We start from the raw sequence: 23,823 nt of genomic DNA on the forward strand, positions 1-23,823 counted from the left end.
CCACGAACACACAGTCCGTCGGCCTCGAGGGCAACTGTTCCAGCGTATCCCAGCTTGGTCTCGGACACAAGGCCCGACTCTTGGGGGACACAACCTGCCAAGCCACACGTCCAACCTCGTTCACCCAGTCCGTGAAGACCGGGTCGGTGTCCGTCGCTCTGACTCGACAAAAGTTACGCCACCAATCACACCAACGCAAATCGCCTGTTCAGCGGCAGTCTTGCGCGACTCGAGCCCCATTTCGGCATTACCGGGACCACTTCTCGTCGACTCAGCTCAGCAGTGCATCACGTGCGAACCTGCGCGACCAGCTCGGTGAGTCCGACACCCCTTGACGGAAGTAGAACTGCGGACCGTGGGCACCGATGAGATCGAGAAAGCTCACCGTGGCCTGCGCCGCGAACTGGGCATCGAAGACACCGGAATCCTCACTGGCCCAGCCTAATTCGGCGACAGTCTCGATCAGCATCTTGTTACGATGCGTCGCAGATGCCGATGCAGCGAGGGAGATCAGGAACAGAGTCGCTGCGTCGGTCTCGTAGGTCTCCTTGCCCAGCGGAAGTCGCGACGCCGCATGTCGCCACATCCCTACCGGGTCGTGAGCCAACGCTGCACCGAGCTTGGTTCGCAGCAACCTGCCCTTCGAGGTGCGGGTCAACCCAAGGTGCCGCGCCGCCTCGCGCAGATCGGTCACCTGATGATGATCGATCTCGCGATTGCTCGGCCCTACCCAGCCCAAGCCCCAGTCGAGTTCCTCGCGAATCGCCACGACGAACGCGGGCTTGAGGTAGCCGGCACCGGTCAGGTCGGATCCGGCGTCGCCGATTCTGCCCAGGAACCACGTCAACTTGGCCATCGCAATTTCGGCGACGGGTAGATCGATCGAGCTCTCGATGGTGAGTTCGCACCGCGGAAGCAACGCCATCAGTGACGGCACCTCCGTAGGACGCACTCGATCGAACAGTTTTCCGATGGCCGGAGCCGCGGCCACCGCTTCGGCAAGGACCGAACGCCCCACGTCGAACGAGTGCAGCACAGTGTTGACTGCATCGGCGTCGAACAGAGCCGGGTCGAAGGCCGCGCCCCACCGCGCCAGCACGGCTGCGTGTTCGGGATCGGACGGGTCGGCGGCGATCTCCAAAGCCTGTGCGTAGCGCGCTGGCCCGCCTGATTCCTCGGGTGGGCATGCACGCGCCCCGTCGAGGCAGACGGATCGGAGGTCGTCGATATCGGAATCGATCTGCTCCAGAACTATCGTGTGCGTCCATCCGTCACCCAAGTCGTACTCGTACGTCATGGTGGAACCCGGTGCAGTGAGCACGTCGTCGATCCGCACTCGCTCCTCGCTCGACGACTCGTCGTCCGGTTCGTCGTCGAGCGACTCCTCCATCTCGAATCGACGCGTGGCACCGGCGGTCCTGACGCTGAACGCATGCAGATGCCGGTCCTCCCAACCGAGAGCCCTCTGCAGCACCGAGTGCAGCTCGGACAACAGCAGGTCCGAGCGCACCCGCACCCGGCGCCAGATCTGCGGACGGGTGTGGTCCACGGTCACCCGAAGCACCAAGTTCACCAGGCCCCGCCGCGTGGCCTCTGTCGCCTCGCCGTCGGCCGGTTCGTCGGCGTCGGACAAGTTCGGCACCACCGACAGGTGCCGGACGCGACCGGTTCTCATCGACATGGAATCGACCCTAGTCGGACCCGCGCGTCGGACACAGGGGCTCGCGTTCTTCTACGTACCAGTCGTCAAACCATCGTTGATCGCGGCGACGTCGAACGCCAACGCATCGAGCTGCGATGCCAACGTCGTCACCGTCAACTGCACCAAGTACTGAGTTTCGACGCCCACCACCACATATCGCGTCGTCACGGCCGCTTCGAGTTGCTGCGCGACGTACGTACCCCGAATGAATCGCGACGGCCAGCCGAGCCACGACGCCGCGCTCGCCTCGCGCTCCACCCAGCCGGGCATTGCACGTCCGTCGCCGAAACCCAATGCCATCAACGCTTCCGGGTCGATCGTGCGCGACAACGCACCGACCAGAAGCACCGCGTTGGGCGCGAATCCGTTCTCCACCAGGTTCGGTTCCACGATCACCTGAGTCGCCCCGGGAAATTGTGCGGGATCGAGCGTCTGCCATCCCGCAGGAATCGGCACGGTGATGCCGATCTCTGCCGCCGCGGCACCGTCGAGCGGCGAGACGCGCAACGCATGTGCGTTCAGGTACTCGGCGATCGTGGTGGGCTCGGAGGATTCCGTCGACAGGGCGTCGTTCACAGCAGGGCCTTTCGTGGTGGACGATTCACCGACACGCCAGAGGCTACCCGCGCCGGTCCGCTCGTCCGTAGATCCTAGAGGCAGTGACCGGCGGGGAGCTGAGCGCTGCGCGACCCCAACCGTCCGCCGGCCACGTCGAGCCGACTGTTCCGTCGGTGAACGAAGCCGAATTCGGTTGCGCCGCAACCGCTACGTCACCCGAACCCGGAGAGCTCACCGGTGCGTTTCCGCCGACGGTGGGGGCCGGCTTCTCATACGGCAACGCAGGGTGCAGACCGCGCGTCACAGTTCCGCCCTGCGCGCGGTGAGTTCCTCCAGATAGCGCGCAACCGCGTCGTCGTCGTTGGATTCGAGGACTCGATCGACAACGGATCGTACGGGCTCAGCAGCGTTGGACGGGCACAACGCCGTGCCCGCCCAGGTCAGCATCGGCAGATCGTTGCGCGCATCCCCCACCGCCGCAACCGAACCCGAAGATATCCCCCACCGCTCGCACAATTCCTGCAGCGCACTGGCCTTCGAGACTCCCGCTGCGGACATCTCGATGTACGGAGCACCGGAATGAGTCAACTCGACCCCGTCCACTCCCACAGCGGCGACGAGCTCGTACAACTCCTCGCTCGTCGTATCACTGTGCCGAGCAACGATTTTGACCGTCGGCTCGACGTCGGCCGACAAACCGTGCTCCGACAACTCCATCTCGTGCGGCTGCCGGTGGTGATCGGCGAACACGCACAGCTCGGCGTACCGAGCCTCGGCCACGAATCGTGTGGCACCCACGGTCGCAAAGGCCACGCCGGGAACGAGCGAGCGCACGACCGACTTGGCAGAGGCCACCGTCTCGGGCGGTACCGATCTGGTGCCGACGATGGCCGGGAAACCGTCGGCCAGGTCGAGGACGACAGCACCGTTGGCACCGATCGCGGTCCCGCGAAATCCGCAGGACGCCGCGAGTTCATCGATGGAGTGGCGTGCCCGAGCCGTGGCCCACACCACCCTGATTCCGGCTGCGTCTGCGGCAGCCATCGCAGCGGCCGTTCGCGCGGACACGGTCCGGTCCGAACGCAACAGGGTGCCGTCGAGATCGGTAGCGACGACGACGACCTCTTCGGTTCTCTTCACCCCACCGATCCTGCCAGGTGTCGATCGCTCAGCCGGCGACCAATGTCAGAACGGAGATCTCACTGGGCGCGAACACCCGGAAAGGCGGACCCCAGAATCCCGATCCGCGGCTGGTGTAGAGCTGAGTTCGCGCGCCGTGTCTGCTCAGACCGTGCACCACCGGCTGGTCGAGCCGAACCAGCGCCGAGAACGGCCAGATCTGACCGCCGTGTGTATGACCGGAGACCTGCAGGTCGACGCCGGCGTCGACAGCGTCACCGATCTGCTTCGGCTGGTGAGCCAGCAACAGCACGGGCATCGAAGGATCGGTTCCGGCAAGTGCGCGAGCAAGATCGGCACCGTGGCCGGGCGCACCCGACCCTGCAGCGGTGGCGTCGTCGACGCCCGCGATGATCAGCGCGTCTTCACCGCGATGGAGCACCACATGGCGATTGTGCAACGAGTTCCATCCGAGGTCCTCCATGTGATCGAGCCACTCCTGCGCCTCACCGAAGTACTCGTGATTGCCGGTGACGTAGACGCGCGCCGCACTAGCGAGCATCGACTCCAACGGCGCGGCCTGCGTTCGACGCCGATCGACCGAGCCGTCGGCGATATCGCCGACGTGGGCCAATACGTCCGGCTCGAGCGCATTGACGGCGTCGGTCAATCGATGCGACCACGTCGTGCGATCGAGCGGGCCGAAATGGGTGTCGGTCACGAGAACCACTCGCAGACCGTCGAATCGCGCCCCGAGCCGATCGATCCTGACGGTCGTGTGTCGCACGCGGGGAGTTCGCATCGCCTCGTAATGACCCCACAGCGCGAGGGCGACCACGACCACCACGGTTGTCACCGACACGATCCGCGAGCGAAGTGGGTCGTCGACCCCACCCGTCCACAGTGCGAGCCGCAGCAGCAGCGAGAGTGCCGCCCACACGAACGCGATCCAGACCGAGCCCAACAACACGTCTCCGATACGCGCCCACGCGTCCTTGGAGGACCCTTCTGCGCTCGGCCGGTGGCCCATGTACATCGCTGCCGGCAACGCCACGAATACAGCGAGTGCAACCGCAGAGCCGGCCAACTGCGCGGCCAGCGGCCACTGCGCGCCGGCGAATACGACGGTCCAGGTCGGCAGCGCGACAAGCGCAGCGCAGACGACGAAGACGACAGTAGGCACGACGATCCGCCGAGTGCGCGGCGACCGATCCGGTGAGACCGACTGCTCCGGTTGCTGCATCTGTCGATCTGTCATCGGCGTCGAACCCTTTTCACTCGTACGTGCGCGCAGCCCGAGGACCAAGACTACGTCGCCCTCACGGCTTCGGTGCGGGCGTTGAGCCTGTCGGCAGGAAACGCCGAACTACGGCCGACGACGGGTGGTGTATCCGCGAAGTCCGTTGAGCGGCAACTCGTGTTCTGCGATGCCCTCGTCCTCGGGTGCCTCGAGGCCCCCGCTCGGCTCGCCGTCGGCATCCGGTGCTCCCGCTGAATCACCCTCTGCCTCGGCAGGATCGGATCCGTCGAGGTCGGGAGCCTCGCCCCTCGCCCCGGCCTCGTCCTCTGCGACCGCCTCGTCCTGTGCGATCGCCTCGTCGGCTTCCACGATCCGGTCCGTTGCCGCTGTCGTGCTGTTCGCGGTTTCGTCGGGCTCGGTGGTCGAGCCGCTGCTCACCTCGGCATCGCGCACCCGCGCGGACGCATCGATCTCCGCATCCTTTGCGGGTGTGGATCCGTTGGTCATGGCCGAACGACTCGGTGCCGAGGACTCGATCGGCCGAGCCGAGCGAGTGGAGCCGTTGGAACGACCGCCACCGTTGGCGGCGGACGCGCCGTTCGTCATTCCCGACCCATTCGTCGTTCCCGACCCGTTGGTCATCCCGGAGCCGTTCGTCGTTCCCGACCCGTTGGTCATACCCGAGCCGTTGGTCGATCCCGACCCGTTCGTGGGGCCCGAGCCGTTCTCGACTCCCGCCCCGTTGGCGGTTCCCGAACCGTTGGTGGTCGTCGGTGCGGATCCTTCGCGGTCGGCTCGCCGCGCATCCGATGCGGCCGGGTCCTCGGCGGGGATGTCGATCCGGGGCATGGTCCACAAGGACAGCACCGACTCGTGGCGTGCGGGTGAGTCGGCGTACGTGGACGTCTCGAACACACCGGAATCGTCGAACTGCGAGGACTCGAGTGGGACCGGAGTCCAAGCTCCGTCCGAGCTCTCCAGACCTTCCACCACAACGCTGTTGGGCTTGATTCCCAATCGGGCCAGCGTGGTCCAGAGGCTTTCCAACGCCGCGTCGCGGTCCAGGTAGTACTCGGATTCACGCACCCGCCAGAACGTCCAACCGCATCGCTTGAGTTCCTGTTCACGCTGCAGATCTGCCAACCGCTGCGCGGGGGTGGACAGGAACGTGTCACCGTCGCATTCGACGGCGAGACGCGAGGAGTCGCCGGTCACGACCAGGGCCAGGCGTCTGTTGTTGACCTCGACACCAGGATTGACGTGAAAACCTCGCTCGACGAGATCGTTCCACAACTGCTGCTCTAGCAGCGTCTCGAACGGCGCCTTCCGGACCTCACGCGAAACATCGACCGGCATGGGATCGGCCGGAGCGGGCGAGACGGAGGTGACGTAACTCAGCAACGAGTTGCGCAGGTCCGCTCGCTTGAGACGGTCGACGGTCACCGAATGGAAGAGCCACAGCTGATCTTGTGCCCGCGACGCCGCCACGTTGAACCGCCGCTTGTACTGATTGGCGGTGAGGGTGGCGAAATTCTGATCGGGTGCCACCACCATCGACAGGAACACGACGTTGCGTTCGTCGCCCTGAAAGTCCGGCGGCGTACCGACACGAAGCCGACGCTGCTCCCACTGTTCGATGCCGATCCGCTTGATCAACTCGTTGCGGATCTCGTCGACCTGCGATTGGCCTTGCAGCACAACCACTCCGAAGGTCAAGTTGTCGTAAGCGGAGTCCTCGAGGCACTCGGCGATCTGGTCGGCGATCGCGATGGCCTCGGTACGGTTGACCAGTGAGGCATTCTTTCCCGTCACCGTAGCTCCGCGAACGTACGTGTGCCGCAACGGCGGTAGCCGATCGGCACCGAACTGGCGCACGGGAACGAGCGGGGAGTCTCCGTAGAACTGCTGACTCGACCAGTTGATGATCTCGGGCATCGAGCGGAAGTGCTCACGCAACCGCACCACCTGACCGAACCTGGTACGGAGCATGGAGAACAGGCTCGACCTCGGAGTCAGCGTCGCACGCACGTGTTCGGGTAGATCGGGCAGATAGACGTCCAGGCGATCGAACACGTCCTCGAGTGTGCCGGCCTGCGGGACGTCCGCCGGCGCGCACTGCCGGTCGTCGCCCACCACGATCACACGGGGTGCGAGGTACAGCAGGAAGAGACTGGTGATGTCGGCCTGAGACGCCTCGTCGACGATGACGACGTCGAAACTGCCCGGCACCGGCGGAATCGAGGCCAGCACCTGGGACAGCGGCATGACCCAGGCGGGGACCGCACTCTGCGCCTCGCGCATCGCCGATCGTGCTGCACTGCGGTAGGTTTCGGCGTACTTACCGGCTCCGGAGCCGATGCTGGAGATGTGCTCTCGATAAGTCTGCAGCGCACGCACCTCGACGGCGGTCATTCGTTGGAGGCTGTTACGCCAGGCACTGGCCGCTGCGAGACGTGTTGTGAGATAGGCGATGTCCGTATCGGCGGCCGCGAGCTCCGCTTCCAGCTGCTGCTCGAGTCCACCGTGGTGCTGCTCACCGACCCACTCGCGTGCCCGACGCCACGCCCAGGCCTTCGACATCTGCCAGCTCAGCTCGTCCCATTCGACATCGCCCGCGGTGTCCTCGACCAGGTCGAACAATGCGGGTGCGACCTCGGACAACGACGCCGACATCGATTCGAGCAGAAGCTGATCCTCCTGCTCGGAACACGCCTGCGAATAGGCCGCAACGGCGGCAGCCAATTCCAACGGGTCCGCAGTGCTCAACGCACTCACCAGATTCGACCCCTCGGGCGAGGGCCCGGCATCGATGCGCGTCGCGACCGCGAACTGCAGGGCGTCGAGCTCGGCGCGTGCGGCATCGATATCGATGCGCGTGGCGATGGCGTCGGCGGCCCCGGCGATTTCCTGAGCTTCGGCCAGGCTCCGAATCCACGGTGCCGCAGGCGAAATGGTGTACAGCCGTTGCACCAGGGCGTCACGGGCAGCGACGACGGCAGACACCAGGCCGAGCCGGTCGGCGATCCGCGCCACGTTGTTGACGCGAATCGAACGTGTGCCGTCGAGCGGAACGATGATCGCGAGGTCGGCCAGCAGCACCGCTGCGGTCTGCACGGTCTCGAGTGCACGAATGTGTTCGGCAACCAGTCGCGCGGCCATGGCCGTCGTCGCGGGTTGGCCGTCGACGGTGGCGACGATGTCGAGAGCCTCGACGGCCTTCTGCTCCTCGCTGCGACGGAACCGGGGCTTCCACTCGATACCGGACTCCAGCGCGCTGGCGAACGCATCCATCGCCGACAGTGCCGCAGGCGAGCTCGACGAGCACTGCACATCGTGGGCACCGACGTAGCGATCGGACGCAGCTGCCGTCTCGACCATCGCGTCGATTCCGCTGACCCGAGACCACAGGTGAGCGGCCTCGCCGGACAGAACGGAATCGGTCAACCGTGGGTAGGAGCCGTCGAGTTCGACGACCGCTCGCACTCGGGCGGCGAGCTCCTCGCACAGTTGCCTGATCTCCGCGGACACGGCGGGTTCGACGCCGTCGAGCAACGCCACGAGATCCGCGGCCTGGGGCGAGAGAGTGTCGATCTGCGCACCTGCACGCTGGCAGAGCGAGGCGAGTTCGGCCGAATTCGGCAGCATGGTCTCCGGACGCGGCAGTACCTGTCGCGAGCGAAGTTCGCGAGTGCCGTCGGAGCCGGCAATGAGTTTGCGAAGCTGATCGACCTGAGCACCGTCGAGGGGTGGCCGATCGGCCAGCAGCGGGCCGGGTAGCCACTCGTGGGCACCTTCGGCCGCTTTGACCTTGCGCACGATGGACGACACGGTGCCGTCGTAACCATCGGAAACATACTCGTGCACAACGGTTTCGGACTCACGGAGCGCGCTGACCCGATCGAGCAGCTCGGCCCGGCGGGCCAGGGCCGCTGCGCGCTGCGTCGTCAGCGCCTCGATCTTCTGCACCTCGCTGGCTTCGTCGAACGAGGTCTTGCGCTCGGCGATCTTCGCGACGCTGCGATTGAGCTCGTCCGAACCACCGCGAGAGAGGTCGGTGATGGACACACAGAGCTCCTGCAGCTCCGGCGGGAGCTTGTCCCGCAGCACGCGCAAAGCTTGTGACTTTTCACTAGTGACCAGAACCCGTTGTCCGCGCGCCAACAGCCCGGACATGAGGTTGGCGATCGTGTGGGTCTTGCCCGTTCCTGGCGGCCCCTCGACCACGACGCCGCTGTCGCGCCCCAGCCGTTCGATGATCTGCGACTGCTCGGCGTTGGCCGGCAGCGGAAACAGCGGGTCCTCCGCCAGTGTCGCCGACTCCCCCGCCCCCGTGCGTTCGAGCCACGCCATCCGATCTGCCGGCTCGATGGCATCGACCAGTTGCGCGAGCCCCAGCGGTACCGGCGAGTCGGCGAACTCGAGGTCGGCGATCATCTGCTCGTAGTACTCGACCAGCGCGAACGAGTCTCGAACGCGGAGAACGAGGGCAGGTGAGACGGTCAGCGTGCGGTCGTCGTCGATGTAGGCGAGAGCCCCGGGCGGCCCGAGACGATCGAGCACCTCGATTTCGTGGCGTGGCACCCGCGTCGCCCAGTTCCGCAAGAACTGTGCGACACCGTCCCCGATGGGCGAGCTGACGGTGTCGCGCAGTTCTCGCGCCAGCGCGACGGAGCCGGAGGTGTCGAAATCGTCCGAACCGGTCAGCAGCTGGCCGTCCTCGAGCCGCGGGGTGGTACTCGCGGCGAGGCGAACCAGCAGGTCACCGGTGCGTACGTCCCGTTCTATGCTGGCCGATTGTGTGATCAGGTGAGTGCGCACGCTGCGCTGCGGATCGGTGTTGCTCGACGTCAACAGGCCGGATGCCACCACGAGCTCGATCGACTCCGGTCGCGACGCTAGCTCCTGCATCATCAGCTGCAGTGCCTGGTACAGAGCGGCCTGCGGTCGCCGATCCCGATCCTCCTGCGCCCATTCCTTCCACGCTTCGGAGTACTCCTCGAAGGCCTGCTTGATCTCGTAGGCCTTGCGGATGTCGAAGTCGGCGTCGGACTCCTGCGCTTCCTCTCGACGGCGTGACGTCACCGAGGATGCGTCGGCCAGCTCGAGCTCGCGGTAGCGGCTGTCTGCGACGACCTGAGGATCGAGCCAGCCCGACAGCAGCGCAGGCGGCTCGGGCGGCTCGTCGACCGCGATGCGAGGTGCACGGAGCACCACACCACCCTGCTTGGCTCGGGGGTCGAGCTGCATGGGAACGTCCCCGGCGTGGACCCACTCGATCTGCATGTGGTCGTCGAAACGCAGCACCGGGTTCGAGCGCGCCTCGACGATTTCGCGAAGGAAGCGCAGCAGGCGTTGCACCCTGCTCTTGAGCTCGTCGTCGTGTTCACGACCGGTAGCAGCTGCAGCCGTCACAGTTTCCCCACAAATACTCGAATGGTCGTCCGTTTCAGGGACGGTGTTTGCACACCCGGGCCAGACTAGCCGTTGAAAACAAGTTGTTCATCGCGTCCCGAGAACACAAAATATGTTCTAGTGCTGGGTCACAAAGACCCACTTCGGTCGCTGGATCTCCCACAGCGAACCGACCCGCCCGCCCTGACCACGGGTTCTCACCCCGTCGACCACGACAGGAGCCGAATGCGCAAGCTGGTCTACTACATCGCGGTCACCCTCGACGGGTTCATCGCCGCACCGGACGGCGGCTACGACAGTTTCGTGGCCGAAGGCGATCACCTCGATGCCATCGTGGCCGAGCTGCCCGAGACGTTACCCGTGCACGTGCGGGCCCTGTTCGGCCTGGACGGTCCGCCCACTCGGTTCGACACCCTCGTCATGGGCCGCGAGACGCTGCAACCGGCGCTGGACGCCGGGATCGCCAGCCCCTATCCCCACCTGCGCCAGTACGTTCTCTCTCGCACCCTCGCCCGGTCGGACGACCCGACCCTCACCGTGGTGAACGACGATCCGATCGGACTCGTCAGGAGCCTCAAAGCCGAGGAGTCGGAGTTCGACGTCTGGATCTGCGGCGGGGGAAACCTCGCCGGTCAACTGCTGCCCGAGATCGACGAGCTGTTCCTCAAGGTCAATCCCGTCGTACTCGGGCGGGGAATCGGCCTGTTCTCGCCCGGGACGGGTGCCGATCCGTTCCCCGCTCAGCGGTTCGAGCACCTCGAATCGCGCCAGTTCGACAGCGGAGTGAGATTCACCCGGTTCATCCGACCGGAAGCTCGCGGGGAATGACGTATAAAGACTGAATGCCTGCCGCGCCGGAGTCCGACCGCGAGCTGCCGAATCGGGAGCTGCCGATCACCCCGCGCGGGCTGCGAACTCGATCCTCGCTCGTGGCGGCTGCGCGCCGAGTTTTCGAGGACAGTGGGTACCTGGACTCCCGGCTCATCGACATCACCCGCGCCGCTCGGTGCTCGGCCGGCACCTTCTACACCTACTTCACCAGCAAGGAAGAGATCCTGGCCGCCGTGCTCGAGCAGGCACGGGACGACATGTTGCATCCCGGTACCGAGCGAGTGGACCCGCACGACGATCCGGTGGCAGTGATCGCTGCGAGCAACCGCGCCTATTTCGAGGCCTACCAGCGCAACGCGAAGCTGATGGCGCTGCTCGAGCAGGTATCGAACATCGATCCCGAGTTCCGCCGCCTCCGCCGCGAACGCGCCGATGCCTTCGTCAGGCGCAACGCCCGAAGCATCGAGAGTCTGCAGAGCCGCGGCCTGGCCGACGCGGAACTCGATCCTCTGCTGGCCTCCCGCGCACTGTCCTCGATGATCAGTCGGCTGGCCTTCAACCACTTCGTGGTCGACGCCGTCGACGGCCGTCCGCCCGAGGACTCCGAGGCCCTGCTCGCAACGGCCACGAGGCTGTGGGTCAACGCGCTGCGACTGCCGCGGGTGAGCGAGGGCGACAGGTGAGGGAGACCGCACTCGGCGACGCGCGAACCAACTCGAGCCGATCGGCTCGAGTTGTACCCACCGGTAATGTACTCGCCGGTAGCAACGCGAGTGGTCGAATGGCGAATTACGCCTCGCGCCAACGCTACTCGCGAGTACGTTTGCGAGGTGAACAAAACTCGACAGCGAGTTCGTAGCCAAAGTGGTTGCCACAGAATATGTTTCACTTGTTGGTGATCAATCACACTCACGCCGAACGCTGTTGGCGGTGCACAGGGCCTCGTTACCGTTAGAATGAGCCGATCGGAGTGCCGCATGACGAACGAGAAAATGGCATGCCCGGCACCAATCCACGTTCCATCGAGCGCACCGACGCGGTGCGCCCACACCGAGCGAAGAGAGATACGTTGTTCAAGCGGATTGCAGTAGTCAACCGAGGCGAGGCAGCAGTACGCCTGATCCGAGCCGTCCGAGAGCTCAACGCCGAACACGATTACGGCATCCGCACCGTAGCGCTGCACACCGAGGCGGAGAAGCGCGCGATGTTCGTCCGCCAGGCCGACGAAGCGGTCACGCTGCGCAAGCCCGGGACAGGATCGGCCTACCTCGACTACGGCGTCCTCGAGGCCGCGCTCGTCGAGTCCGGTGCCGACGCGGTGTGGGTCGGCTGGGGCTTCGTCGCCGAGGACCCGACGTTCGCGGACCTCGTCGCCCGCCTGAACATCACCTTCATCGGCCCGTCGGCCGACGCGATGCGTCTGCTCGGCGACAAGGTCGAGGCGAAGATCCTCGCCGAGAAGGTCGGCGTCCCCGTCGCACCGTGGTCCGGCGGCCCCGTCGAGACCCGCGCCGACGCCAGGCGTCACGCAGCGGCGATCGGCTACCCGCTGATCATCAAGGCCCGCTCGGGCGGCGGTGGCCGCGGTATCCGCAAGGTCTTCCACGAGGACGAACTCGAACTCTCTCTCGAACGTACCCAGGGTGAGGCCGAGCGCTCGTTCGGCGACCCCGTCGTCTTCCTCGAACGGCTCGTCACCGACGCCCGGCACGTCGAGGTTCAGGTCATCGCCGACAGCCACGGCAACGTCTGGGCCCCGGGCGTGCGCGACTGCTCCATCCAGCGCCGCAACCAGAAGGTCATCGAGGAATCGAGCTCACCGCTGCTCACCAAGGAGCAGGCCGACCAGCTGCGCACCGCCTCGGCCGAGCTCGTCAAGGCCGCCGGCTACCAGGGCGCAGGCACCGTCGAATACCTGTACCAGCCCGAGCAGAAGATCTTCACCTTCCTCGAGGTCAACACCCGCCTGCAGGTCGAGCACCCCATCACCGAATACACCACCGGCATCGACCTGGTGAAGCTGCAGATCCTCGTCGCCGACGGCCAGGCACTGCCCGGCGAATGCCCGCCCGAATTCGGCCACGCCGTCGAAGCTCGCCTCAACGCCGAGGACGCCGACAACGGCTTCGCACCGGCTCCCGGCACGGTCGAGCTGCTCAAGTTCCCCCTCGGCACCGGCATCCGCGTCGACACCGGCATCGCCCAGGGCGACGTCATCCCACCCGACTACGACTCGATGGTCGCCAAGGTCATCGCCTGGGGCCGCGACCGCAGCGAAGCCTTGGCGAGGTTGCGCAACGCACTGCGTGAGACCACCGTCGTCATCGACGGCGGAACGACCACCAAGTCCTTCCTGCTGAGCCTGCTCGACCGCGAGGAAGTCATCTCCGCCTCCGCCGACACCGGCTGGCTCGACCGCACCGAAGCCGGCTCCCAGGTGGGCCCGACGGCCGTTGCCGACATCGCCATCGTCGCCGCCGCCATCGACGCCTACGACGCCGAGGAAGGCCGCGAACGCACCGCGTTCCTGAACTCCGCACGTGGCGGTCGCCCGCGCGCCACCCACGCCATCGGCCGCACCGTCGAATTGAACTACCAGGGGCAGGCCTACAAGCTCGAGGTAGGCCAGACCGGGACGCACCGCTACAGCATCGACGGTGACGGCATCGGCGAGCTTCAGGTCGACGTCGAACGCCTCGGCAAGTACGAGAGCCGTCTGGTCATCGGCGACCGCCGCTACCAGGTGGTCACCGTCGCCGGAGCCGCACACTTCCTCGTCGAGGTCGACGGCATCAGCCACCAGATCTCTCAGGACGAGGCCGGGTTGGTCCGCGCACCGGCTCCCGCCGTCGTCGTTGCCGTCCCGGTCGCCGTCGGCGACGAGGTCGACGCGGGACAGACCCTGGTCGTCCTCGAATCCATGAAAATGGAAACCGCCGTCCGGTCTCCCTACGCGGGCACCGTGCGTGAGGTACTGGCCTCGGTCAACGGACAGGTCGACGCCGGAGCGGCACTGCTTCGCGTGGATCAGGCCGGTGAGCAGAAGGTCTCCGAGCAGGCACCGCGCGTGCAGTTCCGCGGTGTCGACGACGCCGAGCAGCGCTCGCCGCAGCGTCGCGCCCTGGACCGACTCGACGAACTGGCCGCCCTCATCACCGGCTTCGACGTCAGCGGAGCACGCGCTCGAAACCTGCTGTCCACCTATGAGACTCTGCGTGCGGATGTGCCGCGCAACGACGCAGGGCTGGTCTCCGCCGAGCTGGCTCTGCTGGGCACGTTCGCCGATATCTGCGAGCTCTCCCGTAACCGGCCGACGATGGACGAGGAGAGCACCGACGAACGCGTCCACTCCCCCCGTGAGCACTTCCACTCGTTCCTGCACTCGCTGGACGCGGACGTTCAGGGGCTTCCGGATTCGTTCCGCGCCAAGCTCACTCGCGCCCTCGCGCACTACGACGCCGCCATCGACGAGGGACGCACCCCCGAACTCGAAGAGGCCGTCTACCGCGTCTTCCTGGCCCTGCAGCGCATGGAGAACCAGGTTCCGGTCATCGCGGCCCTGCTCGGCCACTGGCTCAGCGACTGCTCGACGCAGCCCGAGGCCACCCCGGCCATGGCCGAGGTACTCGAGCGCCTCATCGGTGCCACCCAGGCCCGCTACCCCGTCATCGGCGACGTCGCCCGCAACCTGCGCTTCCGGCTGTTCGACGAGCCACAGATCCGCAGTGCACGCGAGAAGATCTACGACGGCGTCCGTGGCAGCCTGCAGTACCTGGCCGAGAACCCCGACGCGGCCGACTACTCCGCCCGCGTCGCAGCTCTCGTCGCCACCCCGGAACCGTTGATCGAGCTTCTGGCACAACGGATCACCGATCCCGGTGCCCTGCTCGAAGTGATCACTCGCCAGTACTACGAAATCCGCACACTCGAAGACGTCAAGGCCTTCGACCGCGACGGCAAGCACTTCGTCACCGGCAACTTCGAGCTCTCGGGCGAACGGCTGCACCTTGTATCCACGGCCACCGACTTCGATTCGCTCGCAGCAACTCTGGACTCGGTGGACGATATCGCCGGACCGTCCCCGGAGAACCTGGCCGTTGACCTCTACCTGTCGTGGCCGGACGCGCCGACCGACGGCGACGAACTCTCGGCCCAGCTCCAAGCCGTGCTGGCCGCGCACCCCGGCACCGGCCACTGGCGTCGCGTGACGGTGACCGCCTTCGGTTCCACAGCTCGAAAGATGACCTATCGCCGAACGACGGCCGAGGGGTCCGAGCCGCTCGTGGAAGACACGATCATCCGGGACATGCACCCGCTGACCGGTCAGCGACTGGACCTGTGGCGACTGAAGAACTTCGACGGAGTTCGCCTGCCCGCCAGCGCAGGAACGTACCTGTTCCACCTGACGTCGAAGGCCAACCCCTCCGACGAGCGACTGGTCGCCCTGGCCGAGATCCGCGGCGTCACAACACAGTTGGACGATGCAGGCAACATCGTCGCGGTACCGGAGATCGAGCGGACCGTGGCGGCCTGCCTCGACGGCATCCGCCGCGCTCAGGCCGGACGCGGCAAGAAGCGCCTCGACGCCAACCGCGTCGTGCTCTACGTCTGGCCGGTACTGAACGTTCCCGCCGACCGCATCGCCACCATCGCCAGGCACATCGCGCCGCTGACGATCGGCGCGGGCCTCGAGGAGATCACCCTCATCGCTCGTCTGGCCGAAACACCGGGAGCGACGCCACGCGAGGTCGCGTTGCGCCTGTCGTACCGTTCCGGCGCGGGAATCGTCGCGAAGATCACTCCGCCGCCGACCGAGCCGATGCGTCCCCTCGACGAGTACACCCAGAAGGTGCAGCGGTCGCAGGCCCGCGGCACCGTGTACCCGTACGAGCTGATTCCGTTGCTCAGCAGCAACGGCGGCACGTTCACCGAGTACGACTTCGACGCCGACGGCGTGCTCGCTCCCGTCGATCGCCCCTACGGTCGCAACTCCGCAGGCGTCATCGTCGGTGTCGCGACCACCCCGACCGCCAAGTACCCCGAGGGCATCACCCGCGTCGCGCTGTTCGGTGACCCGACCAAGGCACTGGGCACCGTCGCCGAGGCCGAGTGCTCGCGAATCGTCGCGGCCATCGACCTCGCCGAACAACTCGGCGCGCCCGTCGAATGGTTCGCATTGTCCTCCGGTGCAACGATTTCCATGGAATCGGGCACCGAGAACATGGACTGGGTCTCGCGCGGACTGCGTCGCATCATCACCTTCACCCAGGCCGGCGGTGAGATCAACATCGTGGTCGCAGGCATCAACGTCGGCGCGCAGCCGTACTGGAACGCCGAAGCCACCATGCTCACCCACACCAAGGGCATCCTGGTGATGACCCCCGACAGTGCGATGGTGCTCACCGGAAAGCAGTCCCTGGACTACTCCGGCGGCGTCTCGGCCGAGGACAACTTCGGCATCGGCGGTTACGACCGCGTCATGGGCCCCAACGGCCAGGCGCAGTACTGGGCACCGAACCTGCGGGCCGCGTGCGACATCCTGTTCGCGCACTACGATCACGCGTACGCCGCTCCGGGAGAACGCTTCCCGCGCCGGGCAGCCACCGCGGACCCGACCGAGCGCGACGTGCGTACCTACCCGCACGTGCACCCGTCGAGCGACTTCACCACCGTCGGCGACATCTTCTCCTCGGTCACCAACCCCGACCGCAAGAAGCCGTTCGACATTCGCACCGTGATGCGCGCCGTGGTGGACCAGGACCACTCGGTACTCGAGCGTTGGGCCGACATGGCCGACGCCGACACCTCCGTGGTGTTCGACGCCCACCTCGCCGGAATCCCGGTGTCCGTCATCGGTATCGAATCGCGGGCCATCCCCCGCAAGGGCTGGTTCCCGTCCGACGGCCCCGATCAGTGGACCTCGGGCACCCTGTTCCCGAACTCGTCGAAGAAGACGGCACGCGCCATCAACGCCGCCAGCGGAAGCCGGCCGATCGTAGTGCTGGCCAACCTCTCCGGCTTCGACGGATCACCGGAATCGCTGCGCAACATCCAGCTCGAATACGGTGCCGAGATCGGCCGCGCCATCGTCAACTTCGATGGACCGGTCGTGTTCTGTGTCGTCTCGCGCTACCACGGCGGCGCGTTCGTGGTGTTCTCCGGAGCGCTCAACGACAACATGGAGGTCCTCGCGGTGGAGGGCTCCTTCGCCTCCGTGCTCGGTGGTGCCCCCGCCGCAGCAGTGGTGTTCACCCGCGACGTCAACGCCCGCACCGCAGCGGATCCGACCGTCAAGGAACTCGAGACACGACTGAACACCGCCGAGGACGACGCCACCCGCTCGGCCCTGCGCGTCGAGTTGGCCACCGTGCGAGCGAACGCCCGCAACGCCAAACTGGGTGAAGTGGCAGCCGAATTCGAGGCCATCCACAACATCCAGCGTGCACAGAACGTCGGATCGGTGCACCACATCGTCCCCGCCGCCGAACTGCGCCCGCAGCTGGTCGCCGCCATCGAACGCGGAATGGCGCGGTCGTTGGCAAAGTAGGGCTCGAGCTCCACGCAAACGCGCGCGCGTTTGCCGGATGCTCACGGAACGGTTACCTGTTCCGCGAGCGTCTGGCGAATGCGCGCGCGTTTGTCGGTTCAGGGGGTTCGGCGGAGGGTTTGGCTCAGGGCACGCGTTACCAGTAGGTCACGTCTGTGGCGACGACACCGGTGCACTGTCCGGTGAAGATGGTTACCGCGCAGGCCTCCCAGAGCCGCGACAGCATCTCGAAACCACCCAAGACTCCGCTCGCGCTACCGGTGCTCGCACTTCCGGTATCGGCCACCGCGACTGCCGGCGACGCGATGGCGATGACTGCGGCTCCCAGCACAACAGCAAGACGACGCTTCACGCTGTTCTCCTCTTCGATTTCGTCGGACATGTTTCGCTCGACACGCTAACCTCGCGTCCCAATTGTCACAATCGTCCGAACGAACGATGGCCGGCCGTCAGGGCTCGAGGGTTCGGGCACTGACGAAGCGCCTGGGCTCACCGGTGAGCGGGTCCGTGAAGTTCAGAGCCCGGGCCAGAAGTTGCAACGGCCGGGTGAAGTCATCGGCCGGGATAGAAGAGAACACCGGATAGTACGGGTCGTTCACGATGGGAATCCCCAACGACGACAGGTGGATTCGCAGCTGATGAGTCTTGCCCGTCTTGGGGAAGAGTCGGTATCGAGCGGACGTGCCGAACGTGTCGACCAGGTCGATCGAGGTCTCACTGTTCGGCTCCCCCGGCTCCTCGTATGCTGTCATGACCCCGTGTTCTTTGAGGATTCGACTCCGGACGACGCGTGGAAACTCCAGCGCTGCATCGAATCCCGCAACCGCCTCGTATTCCTTGGTGACATTGCGGGAGGAGAAGAGTTCCTGATACGGCCGTCGGGCATGCTTGGTCTTGGTGAAGAGCAACACCCCGGCGGTGGCGCGATCGAGTCGGTGCGCAGGCGTCAGGTCGGGGCAGTCGAACTGCCTGCGCAGTCGTACCGTCGCCGTTTCGGTGACGTGTCGGCCACGCGGGATGGTGGCGAGGAAGTGAGGTTTGTCGACAACCAATAGATCGCCGTCCTCGTGCAGGATGCCGATCTCGAACGGAACCGGAACCTCCTGCGCCGGAATGCGATAGAAGTACACCTGACTGCCTGCGCGGTACCGCGTGTCGACGGAGATGGGCCTGCTCTTCTCGTCCACCACTTCGGCGTCGAGCATGGCCCGTCGCCAGTCGTCCTCGGGCATCTCCCGTTCGAGATACTCCACGATGGTGACAGCCGAATCACCATGCGGCAACAGCAGTCTCAGCGCAGCGAGACCGTCCCGGAAGGGCAGCATCTCTCTACGCGCAGTCGAGACAGATCAACCGCAGACCACGGCCGGCGTCGCCGTCGAAATCCTGATAGCGGGACGTCGGATTGCCGCAGGCACTGCACCGGCCGATGACGGCGGTGTGGTCGGAGAAGTTCTGCGCCATCCGCTTGTCGAAGACGAACAGCGACCCCTCCCAGAGCGCGTCGTCACCGTAAGTCTCTGCGTAGCGGACGATTCCGCCGTCGAGCTGATAGACCTCCTCGAACCCGCGCGCGACCATCAACGACGAGAGCACCTCGCACCGCACTCCCCCCGTGCAGTACGTGACCACCGGGGACTTCTTCAGGTGGTCGTAGGCACCGGAATCGAGCTGGGAGACGAAATCCCGGGTCGTATCGACGTCGGGCACCACCGCGTTCTTGAACTTTCCGATCTCGGCTTCGAAGGCGTTGCGGCCGTCGAAGAAGACGACGTCGTCGCCGCGAGAATCGACGAGCTCGTGCACCTGCTCCGGGCTCAGATGGGTGCCGCCGCCGACCACGCCGTCGGCGTCGACCTTCAGTTCCCCGGGGGCTCCGAAGGTGACGATCTCGTCCCGCACCCGCACGCTCAGTCTCGGGAAATCGTTTCCGAGCCCATCGGACCACTTGATGTCGGCCGACTTGAACGCCGGATAGCTGCGGGTGCCACGGACGTACCGTTTGACGTCGTCGACGTCGCCGCCGACCGTCGCGTTGATGCCGTGTTCTGAGATCAGGATGCGTCCGGCCAGGTTGTTGGACGCGGCCAGCGCCTGCTGCCACAGCCGGATCGCCTCGGGATCGGGCAGCGGAGTGAAGACGTAGAACAGGACGATTTTCGGTACAGCCACGCCGTCCAGTATGGCGCGTCGTCAGGCAGGCGGTGCCGCCGCCCGGACGCGCTGGGTGCCCGAGTCCACGGTGAAGCCCGATCCCCAGTACACGCCGGTCTGCGGATCCTCCTTGGCGGTGAGGAACCAGTGGTCCATCCGAGCCGCAGTCTTGGTGACCTCGAAAACGCCGAACCCGTGGCTGTCGAGGTCCACGAACTTCACGTGGTGGTTGAGTGCCTTGAATGCTTCCTCGGCGACCCGGCCCAGCGTGTGCGGCGGAGTACGCGTCAGGTCGTCGATGTTGGCCGAGCTCACCGAGGTGACGACGAGTTCGGTCGCAGCGGGTTCCGTCGTTGCGTAGCGCGCCGCATCGAGCGGCACCTCGCAGGCCCACGCCGAATGGATGTCGCCGGTGATGAAGACGGTGTTGTCGACGCCAGCGTCGACGATGGCACCGAGCAGCTTGCGCCGGTCGGCGGTGTACCCGTCCCACGGATCGGCGTTGTACGGCATGCCGCCCTCCGGGATTCCGAGAAGCGAGGTGACGGCCCTGGCCGCATCTCGATCGAGCGGCGGGATGAGGGTGGGCGTGATCATCACCGGATTGCCGACGATCTTCCACTGCGTCGGCGACGAGACGATCCCGTCGGTGAGCCACTGCATCTGCTCCGCACCGGTGATGGTCCGGTTGGGTGAATCGACCTCGGGCCCGTTGAACGGCAACACCTGCTGCGAGCGGTAGGTGCGCAGATCCAGCATCGACAGTTCGAGCAGGTTGCCGAACCGGAGTCGACGGTAGAGATGCCGGTTGGTCGCGGTGCCTGCGGCGCGTACCGGCATCCACTCGTAGTACGCCTGCTCGGAATTGGCCTTGCGGATGGACCAGTCGCCCTCGGTACCCGGGGTGTGATTCTGCGCGCCGGTGTCGTAGGCATCGTTGGCGGATTCGTGGTCGTCCCACGTGCAGATCCATGGCACACCGACATGCGCCGCCTGCAGATCGGGATCCGACTTGTACTGACCGTGGCGCTGACGGTAATCGGCGAGCGTGACGATCTCGTGGGTGGGCGAATGCTGCCGGATCACCCCGTCGCGGCCCGGGAACCCGCCCGTCTCGTACTCGTAGATGTAGTCGCCGAGATGGACGATGGCATCGAGGTCTCCCCTGGCGGCCAGATGCCGGTACGCGCCGAAGTACCCCGACTCCCAGTTCGAGCACGAGACCACGCCGAAGCGCATCGCGTCGATGTCGGCGTCGTTGCGCGGAGCGGTGTGCGTGGTCCCGACGGCCGATGCCGCGTCGCTCGTCCGGAAGTCGTAGAAGTACGTCGTGTCGGCAGCCAGGCCGTCGACGTCGACCTTCACGGTGTGGTCGGCGTCGGGGCCGGTTGCGACGGTTCCGGAGGAGACCACGTCACTCATGTCCGCGCTGCGGGCGATCCGCCACGTCACCGATACCTGCGGTCCGACGCCGGAGCCAGGGGTGGCGTCGGGCGTGGGAGTGACGCGGGTCCAGAGGACGATCGCGTCGGGCAACGGATCTCCCGATGCGACCCCGTGCAGGAAGCCGCGGTCGCTGCCCTGTGCGTGGGCGGTCGCAGGCAACGTCGTGGCGACTCCGGCCACCGCGACGGCCACCGACGACGAGCGAAGAAACGTCCTTCTGGAAAGCGCAGACTCAGCGTGCATCGGGTCAGTCCATGCGATGGATGGTCGGTGGTCAAGTAAGGCGCGCCTGGGTCGGCGACAGTGTTCACCGGACGGCCATCCGCCGGACGCTGGTTTGCCTTCGTCGCTGCGGGAGAACACTCCGAGAATGGACGCTCTGTGGTTGTTCGGTGATCAGCTCGGTCCGCACTTTCACTCGGTCGACGAGCATGCCGATCGGGATGTGCTGATGATCGAGTCCCTGCGCGTATTCCGGCGTCGGCGATACCACCGGCAGAAGCTGCATCTCGTGTTGTCGGGTATGCGTCATCTGGCCGACGAGTTGGGCGACCGCGTCACCTACCTAAAGACCGAGACATACCGGGAAGGGTTGGCCGAGTACGGCAAGCCCGTGGTGGTGTTCGAGCCCACCTCACATGCGGCCGAGAAGTTCGTCGCCGCCTTGCACGAGGAGGGCCTGGTCTCGGAGATTCTCCCGACGCCGATGTTCGCGCTCCCCCGCGCCGAGTTCGCCGACTGGGCGGCCGAGCGTGGGACATTCCGGATGGAGACGTTCTACCGGGAGCAGCGCAAGAGGTTCGATGTGCTGATGGACGGTGCCGACCCGGTGTCGGGCAAGTGGAACCTCGACGCCGAAAACCAGTCGCCACCGCCGAAGGGGCGTCTGACCCTGGGCGTGGAGGAACCGTGGTGGCCGACCGAGGATGCCATCGACGAGCAGGTGCGCGCCGACCTCGACGAGTGGGACCTCGACACCGTCGGAGTCGACGGGCCCCGAGTATTCGCGGTGACCGCGGCCGAGGCGTCGGACGCGTTGGCGCACTTCGTGAATTACCGCTTGGACGACTTCGGCAAGTACGAGGACGCGGTGATGGCCGACGACTGGACGATGTCTCACTCGCTGCTGTCGGTGCCACTGAACCTCGGCCTGCTGCAGCCGCTGGACGTGGCGCATGCAGCCGAGGACGCCCACCGCGACGGCACTCCGCTGGCGAGCGTGGAGGGTTTCGTTCGACAGATCCTCGGCTGGCGCGAATACGTGTGGCACCTGTACTGGCATCTGGGGCCGGAGTACCTCGAGCGCAACAAGCTCGAAGCGCATGAGCCACTGCCGGATTGGCTGCTCGAGTTGGACGGCGACGCTGTGGTCGCGAAATGCCTGTCGTCGACGGTGGACGGCGTGCGCGACCGCGGCTGGGTGCACCACATTCCCCGACTGATGATCCTGGGAAACTTTGCGCTGCAACATGCTTGGGATCCGCGAGCGTTGACCGACTGGTTCGCAACGGCTTTCGTCGACGGGTTCGCCTGGGTGATGCCGGTGAACGTGATCGGCATGAGTCAACACGCGGACGGCGGCGTGATCGCCACCAAGCCCTACGCCTCGGGTGGGGCATACCTGAACCGCATGACCGACTACTGCAAGCCGTGCGAATTCAACCCGAAGAAGCGACTGGGCGACGATGCGTGCCCATTCACCGCCGGCTACTGGGCCTTCGTGCACCGGCACCGTGAGATGTTGGCGCTCAATCACCGAACGGCGCGACAGGTGTCGTCGATGAACCGATTGAGCGACCTGGAGCAGGTATTGGAACAAGAACGACAGCGCGAGGTGTACTGACGCGTTGGATCCTTGAACCGCAAATCTTCGATTCGCTCAGTGAGCTCGGCGAAACCGAGTGCAGTCGGATCCTGTCGAGTGTCTCGTTGGTATCAACCACGCAACGCCCACTGCGCCGGCTGCGACGCAGAGACGCAGAGATCGGAACCGGCCGCCTTCAAGGTTCCTGCCGCAGCCGTCCAGCCGACCCAACCCATCGCACCCAATCGTCGCTGCGGAATGACACTGCCGCAGAACTCGGCGTCTCGCCCAAACCCGCATGCGGACGACCTTCAGGATCGGCGGTCCAGAGGAACGCACCAAAGTTCGGGTGTGCACTTTTCGCCCACAATGGCCGAGACATGCGATCTTCGGGTGCCGACGGTCCCTTACCACGACGCACCGACAGGTTCAGGATCGCGAATAGTTAAGCGTGGCAATAGTTTTCGATTGCACTATGGTTGCCAGTCGAACGTGCGTTCGATACACTTGCTCCCATGACCGCGGCGATCTGGCAACTGAGCGAGAGCGAACTCCTCGCCGACGCCGCCGCGGTCTCCCACCGGATTCAGTTGTTGGAGGCCCGGCGGATCGCTCTCGTCGCCGAGATCGACACCCGCGTGAGCCGGGAGAAGCTCGGATTCCCCGGCCCCGCCGGCTGGCTCACCTCCACCACCCTGCTCTCGGCGGGTAAGGCGAACAAGATCGTCGCCCTCGCCCGCGGACTGAAGAACTTCCCCGACATCGCCGACGCCGTGAACACCGGCGTCATGACCATCGACCACGCCGCGTTGATCCTCACCTTCGCCGAAACCCCACCGAAGAACCTCCCCCCAGCAGGCCAGGACATCGCGCGGAAAGCGATGATCACCGCCGCCACCGGGCCTGGTGCACGCACCGGCCGCATCCGCGAAGCGATCACCAAACTCCACGACACCTACGGCGGCAAGACACCACCCGCCGACGACACCGACCGCAACGAACTCTTCGCC

The 23,823-nt window shown here is 65.9% G+C and carries 14 protein-coding genes; 5 read left to right on the plus strand and 9 right to left on the minus strand.

The window, feature by feature from the left end; genetic code table 11:
- Nucleotides 1-271: 271 nt before the first annotated feature.
- From CH274_RS00990 to CH274_RS01010, 5 genes are all read right to left on the minus strand, one after another.
- Complete coding sequence (locus tag CH274_RS00990; protein ID WP_094656556.1) at nucleotides 272-1,681, minus strand: plasmid pRiA4b ORF-3 family protein; 1,410 nt, start codon at nucleotides 1,679-1,681, stop codon at nucleotides 272-274.
- Nucleotides 1,682-1,732: 51 nt separating this feature from the next.
- Nucleotides 1,733-2,278: an LpqN/LpqT family lipoprotein gene (locus CH274_RS00995; RefSeq protein ID WP_082322556.1), complete on the minus strand. Its 546-nt coding sequence runs from the start codon at nucleotides 2,276-2,278 to the stop codon at nucleotides 1,733-1,735.
- A 282-nt stretch (nucleotides 2,279-2,560) separates the two neighbouring features.
- Nucleotides 2,561-3,400, minus strand: coding sequence for an HAD family hydrolase (locus tag CH274_RS01000; protein WP_094656557.1), 840 nt, complete (start codon nucleotides 3,398-3,400; stop codon nucleotides 2,561-2,563).
- Between the two features lie 28 nt (nucleotides 3,401-3,428).
- Nucleotides 3,429-4,637 carry a metallophosphoesterase gene (locus tag CH274_RS01005; protein ID WP_094656558.1) on the minus strand — a complete coding sequence of 403 codons (1,209 nt, stop codon included), beginning with the start codon at nucleotides 4,635-4,637 and terminating at the stop codon, nucleotides 3,429-3,431.
- A 108-nt stretch (nucleotides 4,638-4,745) separates the two neighbouring features.
- Nucleotides 4,746-10,031, minus strand: coding sequence for an AAA domain-containing protein (locus tag CH274_RS01010; protein ID WP_094656559.1), 5,286 nt, complete (start codon nucleotides 10,029-10,031; stop codon nucleotides 4,746-4,748).
- Nucleotides 10,032-10,256: 225 nt separating this feature from the next.
- Here CH274_RS01010 and CH274_RS01015 point away from each other — a divergent pair, with 225 nt between their 5' ends.
- From CH274_RS01015 to CH274_RS01025, 3 genes are all read left to right on the plus strand, one after another.
- Entirely contained in the window at nucleotides 10,257-10,859 is a 603-nt protein-coding gene (locus CH274_RS01015; RefSeq protein ID WP_032396526.1) for a dihydrofolate reductase family protein, read from the plus strand.
- A 14-nt stretch (nucleotides 10,860-10,873) separates the two neighbouring features.
- Entirely contained in the window at nucleotides 10,874-11,545 is a 672-nt protein-coding gene (locus CH274_RS01020; protein ID WP_094631614.1) for a TetR/AcrR family transcriptional regulator, read from the plus strand.
- 386 nt (nucleotides 11,546-11,931) lie between these two features.
- Nucleotides 11,932-17,409 carry an ATP-binding protein gene (locus tag CH274_RS01025; RefSeq protein WP_094656564.1) on the plus strand — a complete coding sequence of 1,826 codons (5,478 nt, stop codon included), beginning with the start codon at nucleotides 11,932-11,934 and terminating at the stop codon, nucleotides 17,407-17,409.
- A 136-nt stretch (nucleotides 17,410-17,545) separates the two neighbouring features.
- On the opposite strand, the gene CH274_RS01030 is transcribed toward CH274_RS01025, so the two are convergent.
- The 4 genes from CH274_RS01030 to CH274_RS01045 all read right to left on the minus strand — a co-directional run bounded on the left by CH274_RS01030 (nucleotide 17,546) and on the right by CH274_RS01045 (nucleotide 21,252).
- Nucleotides 17,546-17,791, minus strand: a complete 246-nt coding sequence (locus tag CH274_RS01030) for a hypothetical protein (protein ID WP_032396524.1) — start codon at nucleotides 17,789-17,791, stop codon at nucleotides 17,546-17,548.
- A gap of 67 nt (nucleotides 17,792-17,858) precedes the next feature.
- Nucleotides 17,859-18,734: a pseudouridine synthase gene (locus CH274_RS01035; RefSeq protein ID WP_094656560.1), complete on the minus strand. Its 876-nt coding sequence runs from the start codon at nucleotides 18,732-18,734 to the stop codon at nucleotides 17,859-17,861.
- A 4-nt stretch (nucleotides 18,735-18,738) separates the two neighbouring features.
- Nucleotides 18,739-19,581 (minus strand): oxygen-dependent tRNA uridine(34) hydroxylase TrhO, encoded by an 843-nt coding sequence (trhO, locus tag CH274_RS01040; RefSeq protein WP_094656561.1) that lies wholly within the window; start codon nucleotides 19,579-19,581, stop codon nucleotides 18,739-18,741.
- Between the two features lie 21 nt (nucleotides 19,582-19,602).
- Nucleotides 19,603-21,252, minus strand: coding sequence for an alkaline phosphatase D family protein (locus tag CH274_RS01045; RefSeq protein WP_094656562.1), 1,650 nt, complete (start codon nucleotides 21,250-21,252; stop codon nucleotides 19,603-19,605).
- A gap of 127 nt (nucleotides 21,253-21,379) precedes the next feature.
- Here CH274_RS01045 and CH274_RS01050 point away from each other — a divergent pair, with 127 nt between their 5' ends.
- Nucleotides 21,380-22,852, plus strand: a complete 1,473-nt coding sequence (locus tag CH274_RS01050; protein ID WP_094656563.1) for a cryptochrome/photolyase family protein — start codon at nucleotides 21,380-21,382, stop codon at nucleotides 22,850-22,852.
- 476 nt (nucleotides 22,853-23,328) lie between these two features.
- A partial coding sequence (locus tag CH274_RS01055; protein ID WP_143546510.1) for a DUF222 domain-containing protein occupies nucleotides 23,329-23,823 on the plus strand: 495 nt, incomplete at its 3' end.

It is taken from the genome of Rhodococcus sp. 06-418-5, from assembly GCF_002258285.1.
Taxonomy (GTDB): Bacteria; Actinomycetota; Actinomycetes; order Mycobacteriales; family Mycobacteriaceae; genus Rhodococcoides.